The sequence below is a fragment of the Kosakonia sp. ML.JS2a genome, assembly GCF_025642095.1.
Taxonomy (GTDB): Bacteria; Pseudomonadota; Gammaproteobacteria; order Enterobacterales; family Enterobacteriaceae.
In genome coordinates this window covers 818,655-844,487 of the sequence record NZ_CP106754.1, presented here as the reverse complement: position 1 = coordinate 844,487, position 25,833 = coordinate 818,655, and the positions used below count along the sequence as shown (strand labels likewise).

Genomic DNA, 25,833 nt, shown 5'->3' with positions numbered 1-25,833 from the left:
GTTCTGTCCTTAATGACGCACGCCGGACGCAGCCGCACGTTCCAGCACCATCTGCGCGTGATTAATAATGGGGGCGTCGATCATTTTGCCGTTCAGCGAGACAACGCCAAGGCCGTTGCGTTCACCCTCTTCCGCCGCTTCGATAACCCGTTTCGCGTGGTCAACTTCCTGCTGGGTAGGCGCATAGGCGTTATGCAGCAGATCGATCTGACGTGGGTTAATCAACGACTTACCGTTAAAGCCCATTTTGCGGACCAGGTCGACTTCACGCAGGAAACCGGCTTCGTCATTCACGTCTGACCACACCACGTCAAAGGCATCAATGCCGGCGGCACGGGCAGCATGCAGTACGGCGCAACGGGCGTAGAACAGCTCGGTGCCGTCGCCACGTTCGGTTTGCATATCCATCACATAGTCAAACGCCGCCAGCGCAATGCCGATCAGACGTTGAGAGCTACGGGCAATGGCCACGGCATTGATGACGCCGATAGCGGACTCAATCGCCGCCATCACGCGGGTGGAACCCACTTCGCGACCGCACGCCAGCTCAATGCGTTCCAGATGGCGTTCCAGTTCGTAGATATCTTCCGGGGTGTCGGTTTTCGGTAAACGCACCACATCCACCCCGGCGCGGACGACGGCTTCTAGGTCCGGCAAACCGAACGGCGTGTTCAATGGGTTAATGCGCACCACGGTTTCCATGTCCTGGTACATTGGGTGTTGCAGCGCATGAAATACCAGCAGACGCGCGGTGTCTTTTTCACGCAGAGCGACGGCGTCTTCCAGATCGAACATGATCGAATCCGGGCGGTAGATAAACGCGGTGGAGAGCATGGCGGCGTTAGCGCCTGGCAGGAACAGCATGCTACGACGAAGTTTTTTCACAGCAGTTTCCCCCAGTCGATTTCCGTGCCTTCGGCGGCACGCAGGATGGCGCTTTGCAGACGGGCGCGAATAACACAATCCAGCGCGCCTTTATCTTCAATAATCACCAGCCCTTGATGGACGTCCATCGCGCGCAGTGTGGCATTGACCACCTGGCGGATTTGATCGCCAAACTGCTTGATCACTTCGCTGTGCACAACGACTTCCAGCTCGCCCGCAGTCGGGGCTATTTTCACCATCAGGTCGCTGGACTCCATGGTCCCGGCCAGCGCCTCCCTCACAATTTTCATAATGACATTCCTGATTTTTAAGCGACTTCCGCGCTGTAATGGGATTCGAGATGCGCGAAAGTGGTATCCGGTACGATTTCCCGAATGCGGGAAAACTGGTGTGTTTTGAGTAAACGGCGAACTTCCGAGGCGGAGATGGCATTGCCGGTGGCTTTAATGCGCGGGATTTCCACCACCTCCACGACGCCTGCCAGTAGCTGATGCATGGTCTGGTTGTACTGGCGGGTGATATCGCAAAACGGCTCGCTGCCGATAAAGCGGTGGGTAATACCCAGCGCCGGGGCGATATAGTTACGGAAGATAAGCAGATCGATTTCGCTCCACGCCTGCTGCACTTTGCCGGTCTCTTTCAGGAAGTAGGCCGGGAAGGTGGCGCGGGAAATGATGTACTGAGATCCTTCATGCACGGTGACGTTCGCCAGATGCGACACGCCTGCTTTCACCATTTTTAAGCGTGCGGCGAAGGGAAAGAACGAGGCGTCTTCACGCACCACAAACAGGTGCAGCCAGTCGCACGCCTGCGCAGCCTGCTCGACCAGATGGCGGTGCCCAAGGGTAAAAGGATTGGCGTTCATGACAATCGCGCCAATACGCTTTCCCGGCATGCGATCTGCCTGCAACGTACGGCAGTAGCGCTGAATACCTGACGGCGTGTTTTCCATCAGAATGGCGTTATTACCGCTCTGCGCAATAGGCCAGAATCCGCTGTGCTGAAAGCGCTCCCGGTTACAGGGGCGGGTGCACAGAAACAGATGAAAGTGGCCGCGCGCCAGCGCCAGGTGTTCAACTTCTGCCAGGAGTTGCGCGCTGAGGTTCTCACCGCGCATCTCTTCATCTACTGCCACGCACTTGATGACGTTGTCGGCCAGGCCCGCACAACCCACCAGTCGGTTTCCCGACCAGGCTTCAACGAAAGTGGTGATATCGTGGTCCATACCTAAACCGCTGTCAGCGAGCAACGTGCGGATAGAGGCCAGCCGTTGAGTATTGCCGTTGACTTCCGCTACGCGGAAGTCGATGGGGGGTCGTGCTTGCATGGTGTTGCCTTCGTCCTTAGTGCGCCGCCGTCAGCGCATGCGCTGGCGCATCGATAATCACATTGCTGAGGTGACCGATATTCTCGATCTCCACTTCAATGCGATCGCCCGCTTTCATAAACAGCGGCGGGTTACGCTTTTTGCCGACGCCGCCCGGTGAACCGGTGATGATGACGTCGCCTGGCGTCAGGCTGGTGAAGGTACTGATGTACTCGATAAGTTCGGCCACCTTATGGATCATGCTGGCGGTGTTATCGTCCTGTACCATGCGGCCATTCAGCCAGGTACGGATAGCAAGCGCATGCGGATCCGGGATCTCATCGGCGGTGGTCATCCACGGGCCGAAAGCCCCTGTCTGCCGCCAGTTTTTGCCCGCGGTAAACCAGGTGTGCTGCCAGTCACGTGCAGAACCATCCATATAGCAGCTATAACCCGCCACATGGCTTAACGCCGTCTCGCGGGAAATATCTTCACCGCCTTTACCAATGATCACCGCCAGTTCGCCTTCGTAGTCGAATTCGCTGGAGTGACGCGGTTTCAGCACCGGGGCGTTATGCCCGGTCTGCGAGTCGGCAAACCGGACAAACAGCGTCGGCGCCGGGTTGTGCTGATCAAATTCTTTGCGTTTTTCGGCGTAGTTCATGCCGACGCAGAGAATTTTGCCGGGGTTATCGATCACGGGCAGAAAATCGAGATCATCGAAGCGGAGTTCCGGTGCTTCACCGGCAAACTGCTGTGCCTCGTTCAGCGCGTTGGCGGCGAGCAGCGATTTCAAATCACCGTAACGGTCGCCCAGGCGCTTGCCCAGATTGATGACGCCATCAGCCTTGACGATGCCGTAGCTACGGATCCCCTGATGGACAAAGCTTGCGAGTTTCATATCAGTTCCTGTAATGCTTAATCAAACGAGGAAATTGCCAAGGACCAGCAGTGATACCGACACGTTGATCGCGCCGCCAATACGGGTCGCAATCTGTGCAAACGGCATCAGGCTCATGCGGTTGCCCGCCGTCAGGATGGCAACATCCCCTGTACCGCCCTGACCGCTCTGGCAGCAGGAAACGATGGCCACATCAATAGGATGCATGCCGATCTTTTTACCCACGAAGAAGCCAGTCGCAACCAGTGCGGAAACGGTACTCACGATCACCAGCAGGTTATTGATGGTGAAAGCGTGAACCAGTTCTTCCCACGGCGTGATCGCCACGCCAACCGCGAAGAGAATCGGATAGGTGACCGAGGTCTGGAAGAATTTGTACACCACCTGAGAGCCTTCCAGCAGGCGCGGAGAAACGCCGTGCACCAGCTTGATCAGGACAGCAACAAACAGCATGCCGACCGGTGCAGGCAGGCCAATCAGTTTGTGGCCCAGCATGCCGATCATGTACAGCAGTACTGCCAGCAGTGCGCCAGCTGCGATAGTGGTCACATCGGTTTTGCCGGAGAATGCCGGTGCCGCCGGAGCCTGTTCGTCGCCGTTGCTGCGGTTAGGCATCAGTTGACCTTCACCGGTCAGGTGCGGGAAGCGTTTACCGAGCTGGTTCAGGCAACCGGAGATAATGATGGCGGTCAGGCCACCCAGCATCACCATCGGCAGTACGCGACCCAGTGCAACGCCCTGGTCCATATGCAGCAGCGTGGCGTAACCAATAGAGAGCGGGATCGCCCCTTCACCCACACCACCGGCCATGATCGGCAGAATAATAAAGAAGAAGATCTGGAACGGCTCCATGCCGAGCATCAGGCCAACGCCCATACCCACCAGCATGCCAACGATTTCACCGCACAGCATCGGGAAGAAAATACGCAGGAAACCCTGAATCAGGGTGGTGCGGTTCATGCTCATGATGCTGCCGACAATAATGCAGCAGATATAGAGATAAAGAATGTTGGTGGATTTGTAGAACTTGGTGGTGGATTCCACGACCACGTCCGGCAGCAGGCCGTAATAGACCATCGCCGAAGGAATAAAGGTTGCGCAAATCGCCGCAGCGCCCAGCTTACCGATGATCGGCAAACGCTTACCGAATTCACCGCAGGCAAAGCCGAAGAACGCCAGTGTAGCGACCATCACGACGATATCGCTGGGAAGCTTGCCGCCCAGACAGTCAATCGCAATCAACGCACCCGCCAGCAGGAATAACGGCAGTGGAATAATCCCTACCTTCCAGGTATCCATAATGTGCCACCACTTATCTTTAAGTGATGTTTTTTGAATCGCCAGCGATTCAGAGGTAACAGAAAATGAATCGTCAGTTGTGCTCATAATTAAGCCCCTTGGTTATTTTGTGCGTACAGACTAAAGGGCTAAACACACACTTTATGTGAGGAGCTGCATAATAAAATCGGAGTTTTAATGGCGCCTATGGTTTTTATGGTTTCTTTTATTTTGTGTGATTTACACCTTAATAATGCGCGTGGTTTTTATGGTTTTTATATATAGAAATACAACTTAATAACATTTCCCAAAAAGAATATTTAACAGGCCATTTTTCAGCGTCAGCGCTGGCTGTGCAAGGGATCACAAGTTTCCAGTAAACTGCGCACGGCAGCAAAAAAAGATGGTACATTGGCACATTGTTGGCTGCTGTGCGTACCGTCATGAAAGTATCCTTCCAAATCAAACTTTTCATTTCGCTGGTGCTTTTCTTCTCCGGCCTTTTTGCCCTGCTGGGCGTTTATTATTACAAGGATGTCGGTCGTCAGCTATACCAGGAAATGAGCGCCAGAGCAAAAATACAAGCTGAAGAAATAGCGATTATTCCGAATTTGCGCAAGGCCGTTGCTGAAAAAGATATTCCGGCGATTACCCAATTTATGCATCAGGTTGTTTCCCACAGCGACGCCAGCTTTATTGTTATCGGTGATAATAAGGGCCTGCATTTATTTCACTCGGTCCATGCCAATGTTGTGGGTAAAACGCTGGTGGGCGGCGATAACGAAGAAGTGCTGCGCGGATTAAGCACCACCACGATCCGCAAAGGGGGCTTAGGTATTTCCCTGCGCAGTAAAGCGCCGATATTCGACGACAACGGGCAGGTCGTGGGGATTGTTTCCGTGGGGTATCTGACCAGCTATCTGGATACCATTACGCTTGGCAAAGTGATCAATATTTTTATTGCCGCGGTGTTGCTGCTCGTCGCGCTATTTATCTTTTCCTGGTTTTTCACCCGCGGAATTAAAAAACAGATCTTCTCACTGGAGCCGCGGGAAATTGGCCTGTTGGTGCGCCAGCAAAAAGCAATGATGGAGTCCATTTATGAAGGGGTGATCGCCGTCGACAGCGAATTGCGCATTGAGGTGGTAAACCAGGCTGCGCGCAAACTGCTGGGCCTGAGTCAGCCCACCCGTGCCCTGCGCGGGCAAGCCATTGGCGAGGTGATCGCACCGGTGCCCTTTTTCACCCGCGCGGTGATGCTGGAACACGACACCCACGATGAGATCTGCCGTTTTAACGCTTTAACGGTGATCGCCAGCCGGGTGCGCATTATGCTGGAGGATAAATTACAGGGCTGGGTGATCACCTTCCGCGATCGCAATGAGATAGACAGCCTCAGCGCGCAACTCAGCCAGGTTAAACGCTACGTTGATAACCTGCGCATTATGCGCCACGAGCAATTAAACCGTATGACCACGCTCTCCGGTCTGCTGCATATGGAGCGTTACGACGAAGCGGTGCGTTATATTCAGGCGCAGTCTGAGCACGCGCAGGAACTGCTGGACTTTATCTCGTCGCGCTTTAGCTCGCCCACCTTGTGCGGGCTGCTGCTGGGCAAAGCGGCGCGCGCCCGGGAGAAAGGCGTCGAACTGGCGTTTGATCCGCTGTGCAGGATGGATCGCGCCTGCCTCGCTCTGGGGGAAGCAGAACTGATCTCGATCATCGGCAATCTGCTGGATAACGCCATTGAGGCAACGCAACGTGCAACGCTGCCTCACGAACCGGTGGAAGTGTTGATCCTGCTGAATGAGCGGGAGCTGATTATTGAAGTAGCGGATCGCGGTATCGGCATCGACCCGATTATCCGCGAGCACATTTTTGAACGCGGGATGACCACCAAGCGCAGTGGCGATCATGGTATTGGCCTCTATTTGATCGCCAGTTATGTGACACAGGTAGGCGGATCGATCGACGTTTCTGATAACGATCCTCGCGGTGCGATTTTTTCTTTGTTTATTCCTGAAACGGGCAACGTACAGCGTCCCGTACCGACCCTGGAAGATCAGAATTATGCGACATGAACTGATAGACGTGCTGATAGTAGAAGATGAAAACGCGCTTGCGCAGCTTCATGCTGAACTGATCAGCAAACATCCGCGTTTACGCCTGGTGGGCATTGCCTCATCCCTTGCCGAAGCGAAGGTGTTGCTGAACAGTACGCAGCCGCAACTGGTTTTACTCGACAATTACCTGCCGGACGGAAAAGGCATTACGCTTATCAGCGATCCGCTGATTACCCGCGCTAACTGTTCGGTGATTTTTATCACTGCCGCCAGCGACATGGACACCTGTAGTCTGGCCATCCGCAATGGCGCTTTTGACTATATCCTCAAACCGGTGTCCTGGAAGCGGTTAAGCCAGTCACTGGAGCGTTTTGTGCAATTCGCCGAGCAGCAGCGGGTATGGAAAATCGTCGACCAGCAGAACGTCGACTCACTCTATCAGTTACAGGCCAAGAATTACCGCCAGGATAACGGCAGCAAAGGCATTGAGGAGAATACGCTGGCGCTGGTGCAAAAACTGTTTGCCGACGAGGCTGAACGCTGCTTTTCCGTTGATGAAGTGGTCAGCGAAACGGGGCTGAGTAAAACCACCACCCGCCGCTACCTGGAACACTGCGTGGAGGCGGGTTTTCTGGTGGTCGAGATGCAGTACGGCAAGATTGGGCACCCGCGGCGTATGTACCGGCGAGTAGCCGCGTGATGTTTGCCCCTCGGAAACAGCGCGATGCTCATCTCCCTCTCCCCTCAGGAGGGGAGAGGGTTGGGGTGAGGGGAAAAACTACTTCAGCACATACCCGTACAAACGCTTGATCCCGTCCGCATCCGTTTCGGAATAGACGCCCTGCAATTCCGGTGAGAAGCCCGGCAGCAGGTTTACGCCCTCTTCCAGCGCAAGGAAATAACGCTGCACCGCGCCGCCCCAGACTTCCCCCGGCACCACACACAACACCCCAGGCGGGTACGGGAGCGCGCCTTCAGCGGCAATACGCCCTTCCGCTTCGCTGATACGCACCAGTTCCACATTGCCGCGAATAAACTCGCTGTTGGCATCCTGCGGGTTCATCACCACTGCGGGCAGGCTCTCTTTGCGGAACATCGCTTTTTGCAGATCCTTCACCCCGAAGCTGACATATAAATTATGCATCTCCTGGCACAATTCACGCAGCGTGTAATCGCGGTAGCGCACCGGGTATTTGTTGAAGATGGTCGGCAGCACATCCGCCAGCGGCGTGTCGTCTTCAATATGCTGTTCGAACTGGCCGAGCATCGCCACCAGTTGCGCCATCTTCTCTTCGCTTTCCGCTGGCGTCAGCAGGAACAGGATCGAATTGAGATCGCACTTCTCCGGCACAATGCCGTTCTCGCGCAGGAAGTGCGCCAGAATGGTCGCCGGAATACCGAACTCCGTGTACTCACCGGTTTCAGCATCAATACCCGGCGTGGTCAGCAGCAGCTTGCAGGGATCGACAAAGTACTGCTCCCGCGCATAGCCCTCAAACCCGTGCCATTTATCGCCCGGTTCAAAACTGAAGAAACGGCGCTCGCGGGCAATATTCTCCGTAGGATGATCCTGCCACGGTCGCCCGGCAATTTCCGGCGGCACAAACGGTCTGATCATTTTGCAGTTGGCGATGATTGCTTTGCGGGCTTCGATCCCCAGCGCCACGCACTCCGCCCACAGGCGACGACCGCTCTCGCCCTGATGGATTTTGGCGTTAACGTCCAGCGCGGCGAACAGCGGATAAAACGGGCTGGTGGAAGCATGCAGCATAAAGGCATTGTTGAGCCGCTTATGCGGGCAAAAACGCGCCTGACCGCGCAAGTGGTTATCTTTTTTATGGATCTGCGAGGTTTGCGAGAACCCTGCCTGCTGTTTGTGCACCGACTGGGTGACGAAGATCCCCGGATCGTTTTCATTGAGATCCAGCAGCAGCGGCGAGCAATCCGCCATCATCGGAATAAACTGCTCGTAGCCCACCCATGCTGAGTCAAACAGGATGTAATCACACAGGCTGCCGATTTTGTCGATCACCTGGCGGGCGTTGTAAATGGTGCCATCGTATGTGCCGAGCTGAATCACCGCCAGGCGGAACGGGCGCGGCTGGTTAGCTTTTTCCGGGGCGACCTCGCGGATCGCATCGCGCAGGTATTTTTCATCAAAGCAGCGATCGTCGATACCGCCGATAAAACCAAACGGATTACGCGCGGCTTCGAGGTAGATCGGCGTCGCACCGGCCTGGATCAACGCGCCGTGATGGTTGGATTTGTGGTTATTGCGGTCGAATAACACCAGGTCGCCGCGCGTCAGCAACGCGTTAGTCACCACTTTGTTGGCGGCGGAGGTGCCGTTAAGCACAAAATAGGTTTTGTCGGCGTTGAACACTTTGGCGGCAAATTTTTGCGCATGCTTGGCGGATCCTTCATGGATCAACAAATCGCCCAGTTTGACATCCGCGTTGCACATGTCGGCGCGAAAGACGTTTTCGCCAAAGAAATCATAGAACTGTCGCCCGGCCGGGTGCTTTTTAAAAAACGCGCCGTGCTGATGTCCGGGGCAGGCAAAGGTGCTGTTATCCATCTCAACGTACTGGCGCAGCGTATCGAAAAAGGGTGGCAACAGATTGTCTTCGTAATCGCAGGCGGCGGTTTCCAGCTCCAGCCAGTCCTGCGCTTTGCCGCCGATCACTGCCGTTACACCATCCGGCATCTCAACAGGTTCGTTAGCAAACAAGAACACCGGCAGATGAAAGCCAGTCCGTTTCAGCAACGCCAGAATGCCGCTATGACTCTCCGCGACCGTAATGACGACTGCCGCCACATCCGTAAAATCGGTACTGTCCAGCGTCACGGCTTCGCGGTGAGTGGAAAGCAGGGACACCAGCTCACGGCTGACGGCAATTTTCATTGATTTCATAAGCACGAATACCCGTTTCAGGGGAGTAAAAGACCCCGGGCAAAGCGGTGGCTTCACCCAACGAACGTGTCTGACTGGAACCAGCTCCGACCGCCAGACATCAGTAAAAGCAGACAGCTTCTGATCTTACTGTTGTCCTACAGTGAGCGTACGATACCCTCACCGCATGGTGAGAGAAGTATGGGACAAAACGATACGGGCGCCCATTCGCATGCTGGCGTAAAGCGTGTGACAAACAGTGTTAATGTACGTCATCAGGCGGCCCCGTGAAGGTAGAGGAAAATTCGCGCAATCATGGCATCTTTCCCCTGGTGGCGCAACCAACGGGGCGGCTCAACCGCATAAAAATGCTATTCTGTGCGTTATCTTATTCAGTTTTATGAACATCAGGGAGAGAGTGAGTGTTAACGGGTCCCTTTATTAATGCTGCTGCCGTTTTAATCGGCGGCAGCCTCGGTGCGCTGCTCAGCCACCGCCTGCCGGAGCGCGTACGCTCCTCCATGCCATCGATATTCGGCCTCGCATCATTGGGGATCGGTGTTTTGCTGGTAATCAAGTGCGTCAACCTCCCGGTGATGGTGCTTGCCACGCTGGTCGGCACGCTAATTGGCGAGCTGTGCTACGTTGAGCGCGGGATCAGCGGCGGCGTCAACGCCCTGCGTAACCTGGTGCAAAAGCGCAAAAGCGGCGAAGCCAATAGCGCCCATGAATCGTTTATCCAGAGTCTGGTGGCCATCATTATTCTGTTCTGTGCCAGCGGTACCGGGATTTTTGGTGCAATGCGCGAAGGGATGACCGGCGATCCGAGCATTCTTATCGCCAAGGCGTTTCTGGATTTCTTTACCGCGGTTATCTTCGCCACCTCGCTCGGGTTTGCTGTGGCGATCATTTGCGTACCGATGCTGATTATTCAGCTTACGCTCGCCACCTGCGCGACCCTGATCCTGCCGCTGACAACGCCCGCTATGATGGGGGATTTCACCGCCGTGGGCGGGATTTTGCTGCTGGCAACCGGGCTGCGCATTTGCGGAATTAAGATGTTTGCCGTGGCGAATATGCTGCCTGCACTGGTGATCGCCATGCCGATTTCCGCCCTGTGGACGGCGTTTTTTGCCTGACCTGACGTGCGTTTTCAACAAAGTGGTGATAGATTGTGCAGTCTGCAACGATTTAAAGAAATTTCGTTGACGGAGCGCGGTGAATCAGGTTTAATGCGCCCCGTTGCCCGGATAGCTCAGTCGGTAGAGCAGGGGATTGAAAATCCCCGTGTCCTTGGTTCGATTCCGAGTCCGGGCACCACTTATTCAGAGAACCCAGCCTATGGCTGGGTTTTTGCTTTTCGGCTTCCGGACTCTCCATCGAACGCCGTTCGGTTATAAAAAAACCACCTCACAGGAGGTGGTTGTGGGTGGCGACAGAGGAGTCTTAGTCGCGGGTCTTGCACATCACGGTGGCGATGTGATCCGCAAGTTTTGCCACAAAAGGCATGGCCAGCATGGTCATATGATTACCAGGGGTGAGCAGAGTATTTAATCGTTCCGCATGTGCAGACCACACAGCATTATGATGTTCTCTTGCTGCGCTGTTCCCCTCCTGGGCATTAATCATGTGCAGCTCGCCCCGGTAGCGATCCGCCGGGTAATACGACGTGTTTAAGTTCGCTTTTATTACCTGAAATACCCCCTCCAGTGCGGCAAGCGGCGTTTTATTTGTATATACACCGGCATCCACCAGGACCTGATGCAAATAGCCAAGTTGCCGTTTCGGCGCCAGGGTTGATAATTCCGCCCACGTCACGGGAAGGGTCCGGTTCAACATTAAGTTATAAATATCAATCAACTTTATTATCACCTCGCGATGAGTGGTCGATTGTTTACTCCCCGGCGCTCTGCTATCAATCACAATCAGATCGGCAACCCGCTCTCCCTGTGCCTGTAATTGCAGTGCAATTTCCAGGGCTATCCAGCCGCCAAAAGAGTGACCGATAACGAAGTAAGGTCCGTGCGGCTGTATCTGCTGCATCGCACAAATATAATCGCGCGCCGTCTCTTCAACCGTCAGGTGAGGCATGCGGGCAACGTCGGTTAATCCCCGGGCCTGTAATACATAAACCGGTGAGCTGACAGGAAAAAGCTCCGCAAGATCGAGAAAACTGAACGCGGACGCCCCCGCGCCGGGTATGCAAAAAAGCGGAGGCGCTGTTTTTACCCCCTCTTGCATGATCACCACCGGGTTATAAAGCGCCTGGGGCAACAGATGTGCAGCAAGATGCGCGGCCAGCTGCGCAAGCCTGGGTTGCTGCATGATCGACTGATGTGTTCCCCCTATTGGATGTAGTGATGAACGCACACCCACAATGTCACGCCAGCCGCGCCATCTGTCATCGTTTTCATGCATCTCGGCTGTGTACAGATTGACCGTAAGGTCTGAGGACGATGGCGTATATTTCAGTCCGAGCGGCCTGATATAAAGCGCCGTATTTAAGCGCAGCAACAGTGCTTCACCGGTAATATCAGCAGGTAACCAGCGGTGATAAGAACAAAGGTCAACGGCTTTTTTCTCATCAATCGGTCGTTGAAGTTGCGCTAATACTGCCCGGTCGCCCTCCGGCACATAGCTGGATAAAAACGCCAGTATCATTGCATCTCTTTGTTCCGCCGCAGAAACCGCGTCGAAAGCGCTATTCTGCAACAAAGCGGGGTGATAGCTGTCGATCATCCCGATAAAGGCAATATCCTCCCCGCGCTGACGCAACTGACAGGCTATTTCATAACTTAACAGCCCCCCTAACGACCATCCGCAAAGGTAATAAGGTCCATGCGGCTGAACGCGACGGATAGCTTCTGCATGGTAAGCAGCAAGCGCTTCCAGTGACGTTGGCGGATTTTCCCGGGCATACACGCCTAATGCGTGCAGCACATATATGGGGCGATCGATCTGAAGCATTGAAGCCAGCGGTGAATAAACCAGTGGATCGCCTGAAGGTTCATGCACAAAGAAAAGTGGCGGCAGAGCACCCTCTGCGCGCAGCAGTAGCGGGTTATCGTCAAAAGGAGAGGTCGTTAATGTCCCGGTGCGTTTAACGGCTAAGGCAAGCTGGCGCAATATCGGGTGAGCAAAGAGCGTTGCCAGCGAGGTTTTCATACCGGCCTGAGCCAGGCGATTCAGCAACTGAACCGCCATCAGCGAGTGACCGCCCAGCTCGAAGAAGTTGTCATGCCGCCCGACCCGCTCCAGTCCCAGCAGCGCACACCAGACAGCCGCCAGCTCCCGCTCGGTCTCCCCCTCCGGTGCTTCATACCCCTGCGTCACCACCGATGAGCTGTCCGGTACCGGCAGTGCACGACGGTCCAGCTTGCCGTTCGCCGTCAGCGGGAAAGACGCCACCGTCACCCATGCGGCAGGCAGCATGTACTCCGCCAGCGTCTGTGACAGCTGCTGCCGCAGCACTCCCGGCGACAGCGTGTGTCCCGGCTCCGCCACCAGGTAGGCAACCAGCCGCTTTTCACCCGGTGTGTCCTCCCGTACCGTCACCACCGCGTCGCGCACCCCGTCGCACGCCACCAGGGCCGCCTCCGTCTCTCCCGGTTCAATGCGGAACCCGCGCAGCTTGACCTGAAAGTCATTGCGCCCCAGATACTCAATGTTGCCGTCCGCCCGCCAGCGGCCCAGGTCACCGCTCCGGTACATCCGCTGCCCCTCCCCGCCCGCAAACGGGTCCGCCAGGAAACGCTCTGCCGTCAGCGCCGGGCGGTTCAGGTAGCCGCGTGCCACCCCGTCACCGCCGATATACAGCTCGCCCGTCACGCCGACCGGCACCGGCTGGGCCTGCCCGTCCAGAATGTAAATGCGGGTGTTGGCAAGTGGTTGCCCAATACCGGGGAGGGCAAGGGTGTTGTCAATCAAACAGATAGTGGCATCAACGGTGCATTCAGTGGGGCCATAGACATTAAAAAAACGGATCTGCTTTGTTTTTTGCAATGTCGCCCACATTGAAGACGAAATCGCCTCTCCCCCAACGAGCACCCATCGCGGTTGTGGGTTACGCATGTTGCCCAAACCTGTGTCAAGCAGCCCCTGCAACTGCACAGGGGTGCAATCAACAACATCGACGTCATAGCGTAATAAGAATTGCAAAAATGCCCCGCTATCTTTACGCACGGATTCCGGGACGATCATTAAGGTATGTCCTGACAGCAGTTGAACCCAACACTGCACGGACGCATCAAAGACAATGCTGGCATTCATTGTCACGCGGCACGATGGTGGCAAACCCAGTCGGGTCTGCAGGGCTGAATGCAGGTTGATAACACTCCGGTGTTCCACCATCACGCCCTTTGGCTGCCCGGTGGAGCCGGAGGTGTAAATCACATACGCCAGATGGCGCGACGTCAGACCCTGTGGCGACGGATTGCACTCCGTCTCCCCGTCAGCGGGCAGCGTATCCAGCCACACCTGCGGCACCGCACACCCCGGCGGCAGTGCCTGACCGCTCACCGTCACCAGCGCCACCGGCTCCGCATCCGCCAGCATCACCGCCAGCCGTCCCGCCGGGCTGGCCGGGTCCAGCGGCACGTACGCCCCGCCCGCCTTCAGGATACCCAGCAGCGCCACCACCGTCTCCGCACTCCGCGCCATGCACACCGCCACCCGCGTATCCGGCCGCACGCCCAGCGCCATCAGGCGGTGCGCCAGACGGTTCGCCCGCCGGTTCAGCGCGTCGTAGCTCAGCGATTCGCCCTCACACACCACCGCCACCGCTTCCGGCGTGCGCCGCACCTGTGCCTCAAACAGACTGTGGATAAGGCTGTCCTGCGGGTATTCGCGGCAGGTGGCGTTGAACGCCTCCAGCAGCAACCGCCGCTCGCCTGCCGGCAGCACGGGAACAGCCCGCAGCGGACGCTGCGGTTCGCGCTCCAGCGCCGCCACCAGACCGGACACCGCCGTCAGCAGATAACCCGCCATCCGCTGCGGCTCCATCCCCGCCGCCGTCTGCGCCGTCAGGGTGAACCCCGACCCGGTCTCATCCACCGAAAAGGTGACCGGGTAGCTGGTGCGCTCCTCCGCCTCCAGCAGCGTCATCCCCGCCAGGCCTTCCGGCCCGCCTTCACCGGGACTGTGGCGGTAGTTGAGCAGCGTGCTGAACAGCGGCAGCGGGTGCGGCACCCCGCTGCACCGCAGCGCCAGCGACAGCGGCGCCTGCTCATGCTCCAGCAGTGCGGCCAGCGCACTGCGCGTGTTCAGCACCGCGTCGCGCACGCTCTCCCCCGCCAGCGAAAGCCGCAGCGGCAGCGTGTTGATAAACATGCCGGGGGTGTCCGCGCCACCGGCATGCAGGCGGCCCGTCAGCACCGTGCCGAAGACCACATCGTCACGCCCGCAGAGCTGCGCCAGCACGCGGGCCAGCGCCGTATGGAACAGCACGCCGGGGCTGACGCCCAGACGCCGCGCCTGCGTCACCACCGCCGCGGTGAGCGCCGTATCCGTCGTCAGCCGCGCTTCCCCCGTGTCCCCGCCGTCCGTCCGGGTGTTCAGTATGCCGAAGGGGGCCGTCGGGGTGTCGACATCCGCCAGTTGCGCCCGGAACCAGGCTTCGTGTTCCGCCGCCGGAACGCGCAGCATCCGGGCAATAAAGTTGCGGTACGGCTGCGGGGCGGGCAGCGCCGCCCCCTTCCCCGCAAGGATGTGGGCAATCTCGCCGCAGATAAGCCCCATCGTCACGTGGTCGCAGACCAGATGATGGAAGCTGAACGCCAGCAGCCACTGCTGCTGCGCCGCATCGTACGCCGTCTCCGCCCGGAACAGCGGCGCCCGGCATACGTCGATGCGCCGCCGGCGCGGGTCCATATGCGCCCGCAGCTGTGCGGGAACCGCCGCCGCCCCCTGCGGGACGAACTCCGTCACCGGCAGCAGCGCCTGCCGCCAGACCACCTGCACCGGCGCGGACAGCCCCTCCCGGCAGACGGCCGTGCGCAGAATGTCATGGCGGTCAATCACCTGCTGGAAGGCACCGAGAAACGCCGCCCGCTGTGCCGCCGAGTCAAAGGCCAGCAGGCTGTAAAGCAGGTAGGCATCCCCCTCCTCCTCCAGCAGATGGTGAAACAGGATGCCCTCCTGCAACGGCGACAGCGGGTAAATGTCCTGCACGTTGGCCGCCCCCCCGCTGACCGTGGCCACCACCGCGTCGGTTTCGGACTGCGACAGCGTGACCAGCGGCAGCATCGCCGGGGTGAGGGTCCGGCAGTGCGCGGGAATGCGCGACGGCGGGATGTCTTCGTCCGCCCCCGCCTGCACGGTGACGCACCGGGCCATGTCAGCCAGCACCGGCGCGGCAAATGCACGGCGGATATCCAGCACCCGCCCGCTGCGGCGCAGCCGCTCAAGCAGGCTGACCATCATCAGCGAGTGGCCGCCCAGCTCAAAGAAGTTGTCATGCCGCCCGACCCGCTCCAGTCCCAGCAGCGCACACCAGACAGCCGCCAGCTCCCGCTCGGTCTCCCCCTCCGGTGCTTCATACCCCTGCGTCACCACCGATGAGCTGTCCGGTACCGGCAGCGCACGACGGTCCAGCTTGCCGTTCGCCGTCAGCGGGAAAGACGCCACCGTCACCCATGCGGCAGGCAGCATGTACTCCGCCAGCGTCTGCGACAGTTGCCTGCGCAGCGCGCCCGGCGACAGCGTGTGCCCCGGCTCCGCCACCAGGTAGGCAACCAGCCGCTTCTCGCCCGGTGTGTCCTCCCGTACCGTCACCACCGCGTCGCGCACCCCGTCGCACGCCACCAGGGCCGCCTCCGTCTCTCCCGGTTCAATGCGGAACCCGCGCAGCTTGACCTGAAAGTCATTGCGCCCCAGATACTCAATGTTGCCGTCCGCCCGCCAGCGGCCCAGGTCACCGCTCCGGTACATCCGCTGCCCCTCCCCGCCCGCAAACGGGTCTGCCAGGAAACGCTCCGCCGTCAGCGCCGGGCGGTTCAGGTAGCCGCGCGCCACCCCGTCGCCGCCGATATACAGCTCGCCCGTCACGCCGACCGGTACCGGCTGGCCCCGTTCGTCCAGAATGTAGATGCGCGTGTTGGCTATCGGTCTGCCTATCGGCACTGACCGCTCCCGGCTCACCGCGTCGCGGATGGTGTACGTGGCAGCAAACGTGGTGGTTTCCGTGGGACCATAACCGTTTATCAGCTGCCCCGGCTGCTGTTCCGCCTGCTGCAGACGGGCGATGTTATGCGGGTCCAGCACATCCCCGCCAACCAGCAGCCAGCGCAGTTGCCCGAATGCTGGCATCAGGGCATCCAGGTATTCATTGAACAACCCGGCGGTGAGCCACAGCGCCGTGACTTTCTCCCGCCGCAGCGCATCACAGAAGCGCGCCGGGTCCTGCAGGACGGACGGCGGGATAACGCACAGCCGCGCGCCATGCAGCAGCGCAGACCAGATTTCCCAGGTCGAGGCATCAAAGGCGATGTTGGCGCAGTGGGCAACACAGTCCTGCGTGCTGATGTCTGCAATACCGTTATTGATAACCAGCCGGTTAACACTCCGGTGCTCCACCATCACGCCCTTTGGCTGCCCGGTGGAGCCGGAGGTGTAAATCACATACGCCAGATGGCGCGACGTCAGACCCTGTGGCGACGGATTGCACTCCGTCTCCCCGTCAGCGGGCAGCGTATCCAGCCACACCTGCGGCACCGCACACCCCGGCGGCAGTGCCTGACCGCTCACCGTCACCAGCGCCACCGGCTCCGCATCCGCCAGCATCACCGCCAGCCGTCCCGCCGGACTGGCCGGGTCCAGCGGCACGTACGCCCCGCCCGCCTTCAGGATACCCAGCAGCGCCACCACCGTCTCCGCACTCCGCGCCATGCACACCGCCACCCGCGTATCCGGCCGCACGCCCAGCGCCATCAGGCGGTGCGCCAGACGGTTCGCCCGCCGGTTCAGCGCGTCGTAGCTCAGCGATTCGCCCTCACACACCACCGCCACCGCTTCCGGCGTGCGCCGCACCTGTGCCTCAAACAGACTGTGGATAAGGCTGTCCTGCGGGTAGGCCGCCTGGGTGTGATTAAAGAGGGCGGTCACTTGTTGATACTCAGCTGAAGAGAGGAGTGACAAGGACTGAAGGCGCTGGTTTTCATCCTTAACCATGCCCTCCAGAACTTGCACGAAGTAACCCACCATACGTGCTGCCGTTGCCCGATCAAACAAGTCAGAGGCATACTCCAGACCGCCCGTCAGCACTCCCGCGGTTTCCGTTAGCGAGAGCGTCAGATCAAAATGGGCGGTATGGTGCTGCTGTTCTATAAACGAAAGGCGCAGATCAGCCAACTCAAGGTGCTGAGGTGGCGTGTTATCGAGGGCTAACATGACCTGAAAGAGCGGGCTGTAACTCAGGCTACGTGTGGGCTGCAAACGTTCAACAAGCTTATCAAAGGGCAGATCCTGATGTTCATAAGCCGCAAGCGTCTGCTTACGGACATAGGCCAGTAAGCTGCTGACCGTCGGACATTCGGAGAGATCAACGCGCAAAGCCAGCGTATTAACAAAAAAACCCATTAACCCTTCCAGTTCCCGATGCGAACGATTCGCTACGGGGGTGCCAATGACCAGGTCATTCTGGCCGCTGAGTTTTGCCAGCACGAATGCCCAGCCCGCAAGCAGCGTCATGAACAGGGTGGCACCATGACGCTGGCCCAATGCCTTAAGCGCGGTAACCAAAGCTTCATCAAGCCGTAACGCTTCCCGGCCCCCCCTGTAGCGCTGCTCGTGTGGTCGTGGCCGATCGGTGGGAAGCGTTAACAATGCAGGCGCGTCCTGCAGTGCTTTTTTCCAGAAATCGATTTGGGCCGCCAGCCCCCCTTCTTGCAGATAGTTCTGCTGCCAGCTTGCATAATCAGCATACTGGACAGGCAACTCGCTCAGGGAATGCGGTTTTCCTTCACAAGCAGCCTGATAAAGCAGGCCGAGTTCGCGAACTAATACTCCGACAGACCAGCCATCAGAAATGATGTGATGCTGAGTGAGCAGCAGGATGTGTTCATCATCGGCGATCTGTAACAGTGTTCCCCGAATCAGCGGGTCTGTACTCAAATCGAAAGGCGTAGATTTACCTTCTTCACTGATCTTTTCAATACGCTCCTTACGCTCTGCTTCACTTAACGCGCGCAGGTCATGACTCACCAGGAAAAAGCCTGTATCGGCAGGCGCAATCTGCTGCCTGGGTTCACCGTCAATCAGAACAAAGTGCGTTCGCAGACTCTCGTGTCGGGCAATAAGCTGGTTAAAAGCACAGACCAACGATGGGCGATTAAGCCGCCCTTTCAAATGTAATGTGGCCGGAATGTGGTATGCCAGACTGGCGGCCGGGTCAAGCTGGCTTAAAAACCACAACCGCTGCTGGGCGAATGAGAGAGGCAACGGGCGGCGTCGATCGGCCAGAGGAATTGTGATCGCCCGTTGAGGCTGAGAACCCCGCCGGGCCTGCAGCAACGCTTTCACCTTTTGTTCCAGTACGGCACGTTTTAGCGCGTCAATATCCTTATTATCTTTTGTCATTGCTACGTCCTTCGCTCACCATCTTCTCTAACGCTTCGGGTGACATCGCGTTGAGTGCATTGTGTATTGCCTCCATTTCATCACTGTCTATCGCCAGCAATTGTGTGCAGAAGATAGCCTCAGCCTGTTCCCGTAAAAGGGGGGACTGAAAGAGTGTTGAAACAGGCACGTTAATTAAAAACCGGGTCTGGATCCGGTTGATCAGTTGAACCGCCATCAGCGAGTGGCCGCCCAGCTCGAAGAAGTTGTCATGCCGCCCGACCCGCTCCAGTCCCAGCAGCGCACACCAGACGGCCGCCAGCTCCCGCTCGGTCTCCCCCTCCGGTGCTTCATACCCCTGCGTCACCACCGATGAGCTGTCCGGCACCGGCAGCGCACGACGGTCCAGCTTGCCGTTCGCCGTCAGCGGGAAAGATGCCACCGTCACCCATGCGGCAGGCAGCATGTACTCCGCCAGCGTCTGCGACAGTTGCCGCCGCAGCGCGCCCGGCGACAGCCTGTGTCCCGGCTCCGCCACCAGGTAGGCAACCAGCCGCTTCTCGCCCGGTGTGTCCTCCCGTACCGTCACCACCGCGTCGCGCACCCCGTCGCACGCCACCAGGGCCGCCTCCGTCTCTCCCGGTTCAATGCGGAACCCGCGCAGCTTGACCTGAAAGTCATTGCGCCCCAGATACTCAATGTTGCCGTCCGCCCGCCAGCGGCCCAGGTCACCGCTCCGGTACATCCGCTGCCCCTCCCCGCCCGCAAACGGGTCCGCCAGGAAACGCTCTGCCGTCAGCGCCGGGCGGTTCAGGTAGCCGCGTGCCACCCCGTCACCGCCGATATACAGCTCGCCCGTCACGCCGACCGGCACCGGCTGGCCCTGCCCGTCCAGAATGTAGATGCGCGTGTTGGCTATCGGTCTGCCTATCGGCACTGACCGCTCCCGGCTCACCGCGTCGCGGATGGTGTACGTGGCAGCAAACGTGGTGGTTTCCGTGGGACCGTAACCGTTTATCAGCTGCCCCGGCTGCTGTTCCGCCTGCTGCAGACGGGCGATGTTATGCGGGTCCAGCACATCCCCGCCAACCAGCAGCCAGCGCAGTTGCCCGAATGCTGGCATCAGGGCATCCAGGTACTCATTGAACAACCCGGCGGTGAGCCACAGCGCCGTGACTTTCTCCCGCCGCAGCGCATCACAGAAGCGCGCCGGGTCCTGCAGGACGGACGGCGGGATAACGCACAGCCGTGCGCCATGCAGCAGCGCAGACCAGATTTCCCAGGTCGAGGCATCAAAGGCGATACTGGCGCAGTGGGCAACACACTCCGGCGCGCTGATGTCCGCGATACCGCTATTGATAACCAGCCGGTTAACACTGCGGTGCTCCACCATCACCCCTTTTGGCTGCCCGGTGGAGCCGGAGGTGTAAATCACATACGCCAGATGGCGCGACGTCAGACCCTGTGGTGACGGATTGCACTCCGTCTCCCCGTCAGCAGGCAGCGTATCCAGCCACACCTGCGGCACCGCACACCCCGGCGGCAGTGCCTGACCGCTCACCGTCACCAGCGCCACCGGCTCCGCATCCGCCAGCATCACCGCCAGCCGCCCCGCCGGACTGGCCGGGTCCAGCGGCACGTACGCCCCGCCCGCCTTCAGGATACCCAGCAGCGCCACCACCGTGTCCGCACTCCGCGCCATGCACACCGCCACCCGCGTATCCGGCCGCACGCCCAGCGCCATCAGGTGGTGCGCCAGACGGTTCGCCCGCCGGTTCAGCGCGTCGTAGCTCAGCGATTCGCCCTCACACACCACCGCCACCGCCTCCGGCGTGCGCCGCACCTGTGCCTCAAACAGACTGTGGATAAGGCTGTCCTGCGGGTATTCGCGGCAGGTGGCGTTGAACGCCTCCAGCAGCAACCGCCGCTCGCCTGCCGGCAGCACGGGAACAGCAAGCAGCGGACGCTGCGGTTCGCGCTCCAGCGCCGCCACCAGACCGGACACCGCCGTCAGCAGATAACCCGCCATCCGCTGCGGCTCCATCCCCGCCGCCGTCTGCGCCGTCAGGGTGAACCCCGACCCGGTCTCATCCACCGAAAAGGTGACCGGGTAGCTGGTGCGCTCCTCCACCTCCAGCAGCGTCATCCCCGCCAGGCCTTCCGGCCCGCCTTCACCGGGACTGTGGCGGTAGTTGAGCAGCGTGCTGAACAGCGGCAGCGGGTGCGGCACCCCGCTGCACCGCAGCGCCAGCGACAGCGGCGCCTGCTCATGCTCCAGCAGTGCGGCCAGCGCACTGCGCGTGTTCAGCACCGCGTCGCGCACGCTCTCCCCCGCCAGCGAAAGCCGCAGCGGCAGCGTGTTGATAAACATGCCGGGGGTGTCCGCGCCACCGGCATGCAGGCGGCCCGTCAGCACCGTGCCGAAGACCACATCGTCACGCCCGCAGAGCTGCGCCAGCACGCGGGCCAGCGCCGTATGGAACAGCACGCCGGGGCTGACGCCCAGACGCCGCGCCTGCGTCACCACCGCCGCGGTGAGCGCCGTATCCGTCGTCAGCCGCGCTTCCCCCGTGTCCCCGCCGTCCGTCCGGGTGTTCAGTATGCCGAAGGGGGCCGTCGGGGTGTCGACATCCGCCAGTTGCGCCCGGAACCAGGCTTCGTGTTCCGCCGCCGGAACGCGCAGCATCCGGGCAATAAAGTTGCGGTACGGCTGCGGGGCGGGCAGCGCCGCCCCCTTCCCCGCAAGGATGTGGGCAATCTCGCCGCAGATAAGCCCCATCGTCACGTGGTCGCAGACCAGATGATGGAAGCTGAACGCCAGCAGCCACTGCTGCTGCGCCGCATCGTACGCCGTCTCCGCCCGGAACAGCGGCGCCCGGCATACGTCGATGCGCCGCCGGCGCGGGTCCATATGCGCCCGCAGCTGTGCGGGAACCGCCGCCGCCCCCTGCGGGACGAACTCCGTCACCGGCAGCAGCGCCTGCCGCCAGACCACCTGCACCGGCGCGGACAGCCCCTCCCGGCAGACGGCCGTGCGCAGAATGTCATGGCGGTCAATCACCTGCTGGAAGGCACCGAGAAACGCCGCCCGCTGTGCCGCCGAGTCAAAGGCCAGCAGGCTGTAAAGCAGGTAGGCATCCCCCTCCTCCTCCAGCAGATGGTGAAACAGGATGCCCTCCTGCAACGGCGACAGCGGGTAAATGTCCTGCACGTTGGCCGCCCCCCCGCTGACCGTGGCCACCACCGCGTCGGTTTCGGACTGCGACAGCGTGACCAGCGGCAGCATCGCCGGGGTGAGGGTCCGGCAGTGCGCGGGAATGCGCGACGGCGGGATGTCTTCGTCCGCCCCCGCCTGCACGGTGACGCACCGGGCCATGTCAGCCAGCACCGGCGCGGCAAATGCACGGCGGATATCCAGCATCCGCCCGCTGCGGCGCAGCCGCTCAAGCAGACTGACCATCATCAGCGAGTGACCGCCCAGCTCGAAGAAGTTGTCATGCCGCCCGACCCGCTCCAGTCCCAGCAGCGCACACCAGACGGCCGCCAGCTCCCGCTCGGTCTCCCCCTCCGGTGCTTCATACCCCTGCGTCACCACCGATGAGCTGTCCGGCACCGGCAGCGCACGACGGTCCAGCTTGCCGTTCGCCGTCAGCGGGAAAGATGCCACCGTCACCCATGCGGCAGGCAGCATGTACTCCGCCAGCGTCTGTGACAGCTGCTGCCGCAGCGCGCCCGGCGACAGCGTGTGCCCCGGCTCCGCCACCAGGTAGGCAACCAGCCGCTTCTCGCCCGGTGTGTCCTCCCGCACCGTCACCACCGCGTCACGCACCCCGTCGCACGCCACCAGGGCCGCCTCTGTCTCTCCCGGTTCAATGCGGAACCCGCGCAGCTTGACCTGAAAGTCATTGCGACCCAGATACTCAATGTTGCCGTCCGCCCGCCAGCGGCCCAGGTCACCGCTCCGGTACATCCGCTGCCCCTCCCCGCCCGCAAACGGGTCCGCCAGGAAACGCTCTGCCGTCAGCGCCGGGCGGTTCAGGTAGCCGCGCGCCACCCCGTCGCCGCCGATATACAGCTCGCCCGTCACGCCGACCGGCACCGGCTGGCCCCGTTCGTCCAGAATGTAGATGCGCAGATCGGCCAGAGGGGAGCCAATCAGGCTCGCGCCCTGGGGCGTAATATCTGAGAGGGGAATATCATAATAGGTGGCATGCACGGTGATTTCAGTTATGCCATACATGTTGATAAGGCGCGTATTGCGGTTGGATTCCCTGGCTACCCACGGGATCAAGGAGTGCATTTCAAGCGCTTCGCCGCCGAAAATGATACAGCGCAGGGTATGCGGCGTCGTATCCTGCGCCGCAATCAATTGGCGAAACGCACTGGGGGTTTGATTGAGAATGGTGACCTGCTCACGGCATAACAGCGCGTAGAGTGCGTGCGGCGATTGTGCGCATGCGGTTGGCACAACAATTAACCGACCGCCGGAACATAACGCACCAAACAGTTCCCATACCGAAAAATCAAAAGAAAAGGAGTGGCACAGCGTCCATCTGTCATTGTTGGTGAAATGAAAATGAGCCTGCGTTGTCGTTAAGAGGCGCGAAACATTCCTGTGTTCAACCATCACGCCTTTCGGCTGCCCGGTGGAGCCGGAGGTATAAATCACGTACGCCAGATGGTCAGAAGAAAGACCGAGCAATGCAGGATCGGGATTGTTCTCATCCTCACCATTTTCAGTTGCGGAACGGGGAGCATCAACCATCACGGTGGGTATTTGGCTACCCAACGTATCCGCCAGAGAATATTGCGTCACTAAGGCGACGGGAGCGGCATCCTCAAGCATATAGACCAGCCGTTCACCAGGATAAACCGGATCCAGGGGAACATAAGCCCCACCGGCTTTGAGAATACCGAGTATCCCCACCACCATGTCAAGACCACGCTCAAGGTGGATGGCAACCCGCTCATTCGGGCGCACGCCGAGGGCGATCAAATGATGAGCCAATCTATTCGCCCGGCGATTAAGCTCATCGTAGGTGATGCGTTTTTCTTCAAAAACAGCAGCAACAGCCAGTGGTGTTTGCCGGACCTGCGCCTCAAACATTTCGTGGATTAATACATTATGCCCCCGGCTCCCTGTTATCGGGCGGAAAGGCTGTAACACCTGCTGGCGTTCATGGTCGGGTAAAACGGGTAAGCACGAAACCGGCGTGTTAAGGTCTTGCAAAGCCCCCTCCAGCAATACGGCGAGGCGAGATTGAATCGCAACGATATCGGCAGTCGTGAAATATTCGTCAGAGAAATTAAACTCAACGATAACCGACTGATTCTGCTTATCATTGCTGGTAAATGCGTAGCGGTTAATGGTGACGGCCAGCGGGTATTGCGCTCTGTGATGCGGTTTGATTGAGGTGACTACCGCCCCCTCCATATGCACGTCTACCGCGTAGGGCTCATACGATAACGTCATCTCAAATAAATGCGCCCTGCCCGTATTCTGTTGTGCTTTTGTTTTTCGCTGGATTTCCGCAATGGGCATGCGCTGATGCTTGTAGCAATAACGCAATTCGGTCGCTACGTTGTGCATCACGTCGGCAAAAGTCTCTTCCGCCGTTAACCTTACGCGCACGGGAATAACAGAAGCATACATACCGACGGCTAATTTTTGACGCGCATTTCTGCGGTTATGTAACGGGATACCGAGAACGATGTCGTCAATATCCTTTGTTCGTTTGAAATAACAGGCAAAAACGGCATACATAAAATGCAGTACAGATAATCCCTGTGACGTAGCAGACTGCTCAATACGCCGAAAAAGTTCGCTATCCAGTAGCCAATTAACAGGGTCAGATGGCAACGCCGTCGATTTTTTGGCAGCAATCCGCGGTTGGAATAGCGCAGGCGGATGTACCGCATAGCGTTCAAGCCAAAATGCCAGATCGCTTGCATAATGTTTAGAATTGAGATAAGCCGCATCATCCGTAATGAAATCAACATAGGAAGATGCCTTTTGATCCAATAGCGCCGCCTTTCGTATCCGTTGGCTATAATTATAAGCCAGCTCTGCACTAATCAGACTTAAACTCATCCCATCGGCAATAATATGGTGGCAACAGAATAGCCAATACCAATGACCCTCACCGCTGCGTATTAATGCCGAACGCCACAAAGTCTTATCTAAATCAAAGGGGTTATGGAAGTTTGCATTTATACATTGCGCAACTTTTTCGGCCATGTTATCCGCAGTTGAAAAGTCATAAAAATCCAGTAATGCGGGCGGGATGTCAGCAAAATATTGGGCAGGAATATCGCCGTTAACCAAATGCATGCGGAATGCATCATGACGCTTAATGATTGATTCAAAAGCCTGAGACATGACATCCGGGATAATATCTCCCTCTATCGCGACGACACATCCTATATTGTAATTTGTAAGGTGCGGATTGAGCGATTGATCAAACCAGATAGCCTGCTGCGTAGAACTGAGGGGAAAGCACTTCCCTGGCGATGATGTGCTGTTGTTCAGCGGTGAAGGATGACGTGCAGATGCATTGCCACCAGGAGATATACACATGATTTTCTTCCCTAATTTATAAAAACCACATCATTGTGTTAAATGAAGTACATTTTTTATTGAACAGGATATCGTCCGAATGATACCCAGCATGAATAAATGCTTTATTCCTGATGTTTAAGCATTACCCACAACTGTTCGATAAACGTGCGTTAACTCCGCTTATAGAAAGCATCCATAGTAAGAACAAGAAATGCGCAATAGAGAATAAAGAATATTCTCACGCGTTGATATATATGTATTTTTAAAATAATCGGGTGATTTCTAACCACATCACCGCTCACGGCACGAAAATATATCGCACATCATTTATTGAACCTTATATAAGAAAAGGAAACACGAAATATACCATCATGATAAAAAATCAACATTAAACCA

Annotated in this window: 12 protein-coding genes and 1 tRNA gene; 4 read left to right on the top strand and 9 right to left on the bottom strand. The window is 58.5% G+C overall.

Annotated features, from left to right (window positions below; translation table 11 throughout):
* Window positions 1-9: 9 nt before the first annotated feature.
* From citE to N7922_RS03980, 6 genes are all read right to left on the bottom strand, one after another.
* Entirely contained in the window at window positions 10-885 is an 876-nt protein-coding gene (gene citE, locus N7922_RS04005; protein WP_263099354.1) for a citrate (pro-3S)-lyase subunit beta, read from the bottom strand.
* Window positions 882-1,175, bottom strand: coding sequence for a citrate lyase acyl carrier protein (citD, locus tag N7922_RS04000; protein ID WP_061493193.1), 294 nt, complete (start codon window positions 1,173-1,175; stop codon window positions 882-884). The genes citE and citD overlap by 4 nt, the downstream gene beginning before the upstream one ends.
* A 17-nt stretch (window positions 1,176-1,192) precedes the next feature.
* A complete protein-coding gene (gene citC / locus N7922_RS03995; RefSeq protein ID WP_263099353.1) occupies window positions 1,193-2,212 on the bottom strand; it encodes a [citrate (pro-3S)-lyase] ligase in 1,020 nt (339 codons plus the stop codon).
* A gap of 16 nt (window positions 2,213-2,228) precedes the next feature.
* The gene (locus N7922_RS03990; RefSeq protein WP_263099352.1) at window positions 2,229-3,092 is read right to left on the bottom strand and encodes a fumarylacetoacetate hydrolase family protein; all 864 of its coding nucleotides are present in this window, start codon (window positions 3,090-3,092) and stop codon (window positions 2,229-2,231) included.
* Between the two features lie 21 nt (window positions 3,093-3,113).
* Complete coding sequence (locus N7922_RS03985; protein WP_263099351.1) at window positions 3,114-4,478, bottom strand: 2-hydroxycarboxylate transporter family protein; 1,365 nt, start codon at window positions 4,476-4,478, stop codon at window positions 3,114-3,116.
* A gap of 139 nt (window positions 4,479-4,617) precedes the next feature.
* Entirely contained in the window at window positions 4,618-4,815 is a 198-nt protein-coding gene (locus tag N7922_RS03980; protein ID WP_263099350.1) for a hypothetical protein, read from the bottom strand.
* On the opposite strand from N7922_RS03980, the gene N7922_RS03975 reads away from it, so the two are divergent.
* Together N7922_RS03975 and N7922_RS03970 are read left to right on the top strand one after the other, a co-directional pair.
* Window positions 4,814-6,451, top strand: a complete 1,638-nt coding sequence (locus N7922_RS03975; RefSeq protein ID WP_263099349.1) for a sensor histidine kinase — start codon at window positions 4,814-4,816, stop codon at window positions 6,449-6,451. The two genes, N7922_RS03980 and N7922_RS03975, sit on opposite strands and share 2 nt — an antisense overlap.
* On the top strand, window positions 6,441-7,133 hold the full coding sequence (locus N7922_RS03970) for a response regulator (RefSeq protein WP_263099348.1): 693 nt from the start codon (window positions 6,441-6,443) through the stop codon (window positions 7,131-7,133). Before N7922_RS03975 ends, N7922_RS03970 begins: the two co-directional genes overlap by 11 nt.
* 78 nt (window positions 7,134-7,211) lie before the next feature.
* On the opposite strand, the gene N7922_RS03965 is transcribed toward N7922_RS03970, so the two are convergent.
* A complete protein-coding gene (locus N7922_RS03965; protein WP_263099347.1) occupies window positions 7,212-9,347 on the bottom strand; it encodes an ornithine decarboxylase in 2,136 nt (711 codons plus the stop codon).
* Window positions 9,348-9,748: 401 nt separating this feature from the next.
* Here N7922_RS03965 and N7922_RS03960 point away from each other — a divergent pair, with 401 nt between their 5' ends.
* The gene (locus N7922_RS03960) at window positions 9,749-10,465 is read left to right on the top strand and encodes a DUF554 domain-containing protein (protein ID WP_263099346.1); all 717 of its coding nucleotides are present in this window, start codon (window positions 9,749-9,751) and stop codon (window positions 10,463-10,465) included.
* A 105-nt stretch (window positions 10,466-10,570) separates the two neighbouring features.
* A tRNA-Phe gene (locus N7922_RS03955) sits at window positions 10,571-10,646 on the top strand.
* 126 nt (window positions 10,647-10,772) lie between these two features.
* On the opposite strand, the gene N7922_RS03950 is transcribed toward N7922_RS03955, so the two are convergent.
* A complete protein-coding gene (locus N7922_RS03950; RefSeq protein ID WP_263099345.1) occupies window positions 10,773-18,899 on the bottom strand; it encodes a non-ribosomal peptide synthetase in 8,127 nt (2,708 codons plus the stop codon).
* Window positions 18,886-25,455 (bottom strand): non-ribosomal peptide synthetase, encoded by a 6,570-nt coding sequence (locus N7922_RS03945; protein ID WP_263099344.1) that lies wholly within the window; start codon window positions 25,453-25,455, stop codon window positions 18,886-18,888. The genes N7922_RS03950 and N7922_RS03945 overlap by 14 nt, the downstream gene beginning before the upstream one ends.
* Window positions 25,456-25,833: the final 378 nt, after the last annotated feature.

Bases quoted from the DNA above. Each gene is read 5' to 3' on its own strand.
- citD (WP_061493193.1), bottom strand. From the start codon at position 1,175: ATGAAAATTGTGAGGGAGGCGCTGGCCGGGACCATGGAGTCCAGCGAC.
- N7922_RS03950 (WP_263099345.1), bottom strand. From the start codon at position 18,899: ATGACAAAAGATAATAAGGATATTGACGCGCTAAAACGTGCCGTACTG.
- N7922_RS03985 (WP_263099351.1), bottom strand. From the start codon at position 4,478: ATGAGCACAACTGACGATTCATTTTCTGTTACCTCTGAATCGCTGGCG.
- N7922_RS03970 (WP_263099348.1), top strand. From the start codon at position 6,441: ATGCGACATGAACTGATAGACGTGCTGATAGTAGAAGATGAAAACGCG.
- N7922_RS03980 (WP_263099350.1), bottom strand. From the start codon at position 4,815: ATGACGGTACGCACAGCAGCCAACAATGTGCCAATGTACCATCTTTTT.
- N7922_RS03990 (WP_263099352.1), bottom strand. From the start codon at position 3,092: ATGAAACTCGCAAGCTTTGTCCATCAGGGGATCCGTAGCTACGGCATC.
- N7922_RS03965 (WP_263099347.1), bottom strand. From the start codon at position 9,347: ATGAAATCAATGAAAATTGCCGTCAGCCGTGAGCTGGTGTCCCTGCTT.
- N7922_RS03945 (WP_263099344.1), bottom strand. From the start codon at position 25,455: ATGTGTATATCTCCTGGTGGCAATGCATCTGCACGTCATCCTTCACCG.
- N7922_RS03975 (WP_263099349.1), top strand. From the start codon at position 4,814: ATGAAAGTATCCTTCCAAATCAAACTTTTCATTTCGCTGGTGCTTTTC.
- citC (WP_263099353.1), bottom strand. From the start codon at position 2,212: ATGCAAGCACGACCCCCCATCGACTTCCGCGTAGCGGAAGTCAACGGC.